At 64.9% G+C, this 6169-nt stretch carries 6 protein-coding genes; 2 read left to right on the top strand and 4 right to left on the bottom strand.

Going from position 1 to position 6169, the window contains the following annotated elements:
• Positions 1-26: 26 nt before the first annotated feature.
• Genes ACWELQ_RS35025 through rplN form a run of 4 tightly spaced genes read right to left on the bottom strand, consistent with a single transcriptional unit; the run spans position 27 to position 1466 of the window.
• Entirely contained in the window at positions 27-212 is a 186-nt protein-coding gene (locus tag ACWELQ_RS35025; RefSeq protein WP_029923637.1) for a type Z 30S ribosomal protein S14, read from the bottom strand.
• Positions 213-215: 3 nt separating this feature from the next.
• Positions 216-779 carry a 50S ribosomal protein L5 gene (gene rplE, locus ACWELQ_RS35030; protein ID WP_452401306.1) on the bottom strand — a complete coding sequence of 188 codons (564 nt, stop codon included), beginning with the start codon at positions 777-779 and terminating at the stop codon, positions 216-218.
• A 1-nt stretch (position 780) separates the two neighbouring features.
• Positions 781-1095 (bottom strand): 50S ribosomal protein L24, encoded by a 315-nt coding sequence (gene rplX, locus ACWELQ_RS35035; RefSeq protein WP_067574588.1) that lies wholly within the window; start codon positions 1093-1095, stop codon positions 781-783.
• A 2-nt stretch (positions 1096-1097) separates the two neighbouring features.
• Positions 1098-1466 (bottom strand): 50S ribosomal protein L14, encoded by a 369-nt coding sequence (rplN, locus tag ACWELQ_RS35040; protein ID WP_379353923.1) that lies wholly within the window; start codon positions 1464-1466, stop codon positions 1098-1100.
• Positions 1467-1779: 313 nt separating this feature from the next.
• On the opposite strand from rplN, the gene ACWELQ_RS35045 reads away from it, so the two are divergent.
• Together ACWELQ_RS35045 and ACWELQ_RS35050 are read left to right on the top strand one after the other, a co-directional pair.
• Positions 1780-3816, top strand: a complete 2037-nt coding sequence (locus ACWELQ_RS35045; protein ID WP_452401307.1) for a M13 family metallopeptidase — start codon at positions 1780-1782, stop codon at positions 3814-3816.
• Between the two features lie 79 nt (positions 3817-3895).
• The gene (locus tag ACWELQ_RS35050) at positions 3896-5950 is read left to right on the top strand and encodes a M13 family metallopeptidase (protein WP_452401308.1); all 2055 of its coding nucleotides are present in this window, start codon (positions 3896-3898) and stop codon (positions 5948-5950) included.
• Positions 5951-6169: the final 219 nt, after the last annotated feature.

The raw sequence follows: 6169 nt of genomic DNA on the forward strand, positions 1-6169 counted from the left end.
ATTACGCGGTCACGAGTACCGGTAAGTCACCAGGACGACTTGTGGACGCCCGGGAGTTCGCCGCGGTGGGCCATCTCGCGCAGGCAGACACGGCACAGGCCGAACTTGCGGTAGACGGCGTGCGGGCGGCCGCAGCGCTGGCAGCGGGTGTAGGCACGCACCGCGAACTTCGGCTTGGCGTTGGCCTTGTTGATCAGAGCCTTCTTAGCCATGGATCAGTTCTCCTTGAACGGGAAGCCGAGGTGCTTGAGCAGCGCGCGGCCTTCTTCGTTGTTGGTGGCCGTGGTCACCACGGTGATGTCCATACCACGCGGACGGTCGATCTTGTCGACGTCGATCTCGTGGAACATGGACTGCTCGGAGAGACCGAAGGTGTAGTTGCCGTTGCCGTCGAACTGCTTCGGCGACAGACCGCGGAAGTCGCGGATACGCGGCAGCGCGATGGAGATCAGGCGATCCAGGAACTCCCACATGCGGTCGCCGCGCAGGGTGACCTTCGCGCCGATCGGCATGCCCTCACGCAGCTTGAACTGCGCGATGGACTTGGTGGCCTTGCGGATCTCGGGCTTCTGGCCGGTGATCAGGGTGAGGTCGGCGACCGCACCGTTGATCAGCTTGGCGTCACGGGCGGCGTCGCCGACACCCATGTTCACGACGACCTTCACGACGCCCGGGATCTGCATCACGTTGGCGTAGTTGAACTCTTCGTTCAGGGCCGGCTTGATCTCGGCGCGGTAGCGCGTCTTCAGACGCGGCTGCACCTTGTCAGTAGAAGTCATCTCAGATGTCCTTCCCGTTGCGACGGGAGATGCGGACCCGCTTGCCGTTCTCATCGGTGCGGTAGCCCACGCGGGTCGGCTTGCCGTCGGAGTCGACGACCATCACGTTGGAGGCCTGGATCGGCGCTTCCTGAGTGACGATGCCGCCCGAGCTGGCGCCACGCTGGTTCGCGGAGTTCGCGACGTGCTTCTTGATGCGGTTCACGCCCTCGACCAGGACCTTGCCGGTCGCCGGGTAGGCCTGAATGACCTTGCCCTTGGCGCCCTTGTCCTTGCCCGAGACGACGATGACCGTGTCGCCCTTGTGCACCTTCATAGTTAGAGCACCTCCGGCGCCAGCGAAACGATCTTCATGAAACGCTTCTCACGCAGCTCACGGCCGACCGGGCCGAAGATGCGGGTGCCACGCGGATCGTTGTCCGCCTTGATCAGCACCGCGGCGTTCTCATCGAACTTGATGTACGAGCCGTCAGCGCGGCGGCGCTCCTTGACGGTGCGCACGACGACGGCCTTGACGACCTCGCCCTTCTTGACGTTGCCACCCGGGATGGCGTCCTTGACAGTGGCGACGATGATGTCGCCGATGCCGGCATAGCGGCGCGACGAGCCACCGAGCACGCGGATGCAGAGGATTTCCTTCGCACCCGTGTTGTCGGCGACGCGCAGCCGCGACTCCTGCTGAATCACTTCAGCTCCTCCTAGACCTGGACGAAATGCACGCCGGATTGCCGACCCGACGGGCATGGTCAGTTGCCCTTCAAACGCACGCCTGCCAGCGGTTTCACACCAAACTGGAGATCAACCACTGTGGGTTCGCGGCCGAAGTGCGGGGCAGAGCTCCCGCAGGCAACCGGAACAGTTTAGCGAACCCCCAGGTCGGACCCAAATCGGGGGGCTGGACACGCGCCCGGAGCGGATTCAGGTCTTCCTCAGCCGAGACTACTAGCGTCGGCTCGAGCAACGTCCGAGCTATCCGATCAGCCGATATGAGGAGATCCGCGTGACGTCCGAGCGTCCTGCTCTCGACCGCCGCAAGTTCCTGATCGCCCTGGGTCTCGCGCCCACCGTGGCCGTGCTGGCCTCCTGTAATAAGAACGACAAACCCAAGCAGCTGATCGGACCGGACATGTCCGGGTCGGATCCGGCGATCCGGCCGCAGGACGACCTGTACCGGTTCGTCAACGGGAAGTGGCTCAACGAGTACCAGCTGCCGCCGGACAAGGTCTCCTTCGGCACCTTCGACGAGGTGCAGGAGCGGGTCGAGCAGCAGCTCAAGGACATTATCGAGGGGATCCACAACCCCAAGGCGGGCTCGAACGAGCAGAAGATCCGCGACTTCTACGACGGCCGGATGGACAAGGACGCCATCGAGAAACTCGGCATGACGCCGCTGCAGGATCTGTTCGATCAGATCGACAAGGCGGCGACCAAGGCCGATCTCGCGAAGGTGATGGGCGGGCTGCCGGGGGTCGGGCTGATCGGGATCGGGGTCGGGCCCGATCCCAAGGATTCCAACGCCTATCTGCCGTCGGTGTCGCAGGCGGGCCTCGGGCTGAGCGAGCAGTACTACCGCAAGCCCGAATACGCCGACAAGCTCGCCAAATACCGGACCTACATGCAGCGCATCGCCGCCGGGGCAGGATTCCCCGATCCGACGGCGCTGGCCGACCGGGTCGTGGACCTGGAGACGCGGATCGCCGGATTCCATTGGGACAACGTGAAACTGCGTGACACCGATGCCACCTACAACCTGAAGACCTGGGCGGAGATGACCGCGCTGGGGCCGCAATTCGATTGGGACCCTTGGCTTGCCGGGACCACCGACCGGCCCAAGAACCTCTTCGACAAGGTCGACGTGGGCGAGCCTTCGTTCCTCACCGGCGCGGCGCAGTTGTGGGCCGACGTCGATATCGCCGCCTGGCGTGAGTATTTGAAGCTGGGCCTGGTGCGCGCGTTCGCGACCTATCTACCCAAGGCCATCGCCGATCCGAACTTCGACTTCTTCGGCAAGGAGATGTCGGGGCTGAAGGAGCGGCCGGAGCTGTGGCGGGCGGCGGTGTCCACCGTCAACGGCACCGTGGGCGAGGCGCTCGGAAAACTGTACGTGGACAAGCATTTCCCGCCCGAGGCCAAGCAGCGGGCGTTGGAGATGGTGGGCGATCTGCGGGCCGCCTACAAGGACAACTTCACCAATTCGACGTGGATGTCGCCGCCCACCCGGCAGGCGGCGATCGTCAAACTCGACAAGATCAACGCCAAGATCGGGTACCCGGACAAGTGGGAGGACTACTCGAAGCTCACCGTCACCCGCGGCAAGCTCGTCGAATCCCTGCGCGCCTCCGACACTTTCGACGCCGACCGGATGTTCGACCGGCTCGGGACGCCGGTGGACAAGTCGGAGTGGGGCATGCCGCCGCAGACGGTGAACGCCTACTACAACCCCAGCGGCAACGAGATCGTGTTCCCCGCGGCGTTCCTGCAGCCGCCGTTCTTCGATCCCGACGCCCAGCCCGCGGTGAACTACGGCGCGGGCGGCGCGGTCATCGGGCACGAGATCGGGCACGGGTTCGACGATCAGGGCTCCAAGTACGACGGCGACGGCAATCTGAAGGACTGGTGGACGCCGGAGGACAAGGCGGCGTTCGAGGCCAAGACCAAGCAGCTCATCGATCAGTACAACGCGCTGGTGCCACAGGGTCTGCCCGCCGATCAGCATGTGAACGGGGAACCGACCGTCGGGGAGAACCTGGCGGATCTGCGCGGGCTCGAGATCTCGCTGGCGGCTTACCGCATGGTCGAGAAGCGTGCGGGCACCGCCACTCCCGACTACAAGCCGATGTTCGAGTCGTGGGGTCGCACCTGGCGGACCAAGATGACCGACGAGGCGCTGGAGAACCAACTCGCCAATGATCCGCATTCGCCGGCCGAATTCCGCTGCAACCAGGTGGTGAAGAATCTCGGCGAGTTCTACAGCACCTATGACGTGAAGGAAGGCGACAAGGAGTACCTGCCGCCGGAGCAGCGCGTCACGCTCTGAGGACGGCGACACCCCGCGCGAGGCTGCCATCCCCGGTAGCCTCGCGTCGGTATCGCAGCTTCGGGGAGAGGTAGTGCCTGTGAGTTCGTCGGGTCGTCCGGCCGGTCTGGACCGTCGTCGTTTTCTGATCGCGCTGGGACTGGCCCCGGCGGTCGCCACGCTGGCGGCGTGTGGGCACGACACGAAGAACTCGGTCGCCTCCACCCAGCTCACCGGGCCCGACATGTCCGGGTCCGACGCGGCGGTGCGGCCCCAGGACGACCTGTACCGGTTCGTCAACGGCAAGTGGCTGCAGGACTATTCGCTGCCCGCCGACAAGGTCTCCTTCGGCACCTTCGACGAGGTCGGCGACCGGGTGCAGGGGCAGCTCAAGGACATTATCGAGGGCATCAAGGACCCCAAGCCCGACACCACCGAGCAGAAGATCCGCGACCTGTACGACGCGCGCCTCGACGTGGACGGCATCGAGAAGCTGGGCGTCACGCCGCTGGCGGAGATGTTCGCCGATATCGACAAGGCCGCGGGTAAGCCGGAGCTGGCCAAGGTGATGGCCGCGTTGCCGATCGGCGGGCTGATCGGGCTCGGTGTGTCGGTGGATCGCAAGAACTCCAGTGCGCACATCGCGTCGGTCGGGCAGTCCGGAATCGGTTTGAGCGAGCAGTATTACCGCAAGCCCGAATATGCCGAAAAGCTGGCCGGTTACAAGACCTTCCTGGAGAAGATCGCCACCGGTGCGGGTCTCGCCGATCCGGTCGCCCTGGCGGGCCGGGTCCTCGACCTGGAGACCAAGATCGCTGCCGTGTTCTGGGACAACATCAAACTGCACAACACCGAGGCCAGCTACAACAAGATGTCGTGGACCGACATGGTGGCGCTGGCGCCGCAATTCGATTGGGACCCTTGGCTGGCCGGGACCACCGATCGGCCCAAGAGCCTGTTCGCGACGGTGATCGTGGCCGAGCCGTCGTTCATCACCGCGGCCGGAAAGCTGTGGCAGGACGTGGATATCGCGGTGTGGCGCGACTATCTGAAGCTGTCGGTGGTGCGGGAGTTCGCGCGCTTCCTGCCGAAGGCGATCGCCGACGCCAACTTCGAGTTCTTCGGGACCGTGATGAGCGGGCTGACGCAACGGCCGGACCGGTGGAAGTCCGCGGTGGGCACGGTCGACGACACGCTCGGCGAGCAGCTCGGAAAGCTGTACGTGGACAAGCATTTCCCGCCCGAGGCCAAGCAGCGGGCGCTGGACATGGTCGCCGACCTCATCGCCGCCTACAAGGACAACTTCACCAACTCGACCTGGATGTCGCAGCCGACCAAGGACGCCGCGCTGGTCAAGCTCGGCAAGATGGGCGTGAAGATCGGCTATCCGGACAAGTGGGAGGACTACAGCGGCCTGAAGATCACTCGCGGGCAGCTGATCCAATCCCTGCGTGCCGCCAATGTTTTCGGCACCAAGAAGATGTTCGACAAGCTCGACAAGCCGGTCGACAAGACCGAGTGGGGCATGACGCCGCAGACGGTGAACGCCTACTACCAGCCGGTCAACAATGAGATCGTCTTCCCGGCCGCGTTCCTGCAGCCGCCGTTCTTCGACGCGAATGCCGAGGCGGCCGTGAACTACGGCGCGGGCGGCGCTGTCATCGGGCACGAGATCGGGCACGGATTCGACGACCAGGGTTCGAAATACGATGCCGACGGCAACCTGAAGGACTGGTGGACCGCGGAGGACCGGGCCAAGTTCGACGAGCGCACCAAGAAGATCGTCGACCAGTACAACGGCCTGGTGCCGCAGGGCCTGGACCCGGCCTACCACGTGGACGGCACGCTGACGCTCAGCGAGAACGTCGCCGACAATCGCGGCCTGCAGATGGCTTTCGCCGCCTACCGCATCAATCAGAAGCGGGCGGGTGTGGAGAACCCGGACTACAAGGACATGCTCGAATCCTGGGGCCGGAACTGGCGATCCAAGCAGACCTCGCAGTACACCGAGAATCTGATCGCCAACGACAGCCACTCCCCCGACGAATTCCGCGCCAATCAGGTGGTGCGCAATCAGGCCGAGTTCTACGCGACCTTCGGGGTCAAGGACGGCGACAAGCTCTTCCGGCCCGAGGACCAGCGCGTCACGTTCTGATCTAGACCGCCAGCGGAGGCGGGGCCGAGACACGGTGTGCGGGTGGGTGATACGCCGCCCACGCCGCCGCCAGCCGATCGGCCGCCGCTTCCAGTACCGGGTCCGGGTGGCGGAAGTGCAGGCGCCCGTAGCGGCGCAAGCGATGCTCGACACCCTCGCGGGCACCACGCCGGTCACACCATCACCGGATCGGACCGGCCTACTGACCGACCAGTGGGT

Source organism: Nocardia sp. NPDC004722, from assembly GCF_053601505.1.

Bases quoted from the DNA above. Each gene is read 5' to 3' on its own strand.
- rplX (WP_067574588.1), bottom strand. From the start codon at position 1,095: ATGAAGGTGCACAAGGGCGACACGGTCATCGTCGTCTCGGGCAAGGAC.
- ACWELQ_RS35025 (WP_029923637.1), bottom strand. From the start codon at position 212: ATGGCTAAGAAGGCTCTGATCAACAAGGCCAACGCCAAGCCGAAGTTC.
- rplE (WP_452401306.1), bottom strand. From the start codon at position 779: ATGACTTCTACTGACAAGGTGCAGCCGCGTCTGAAGACGCGCTACCGC.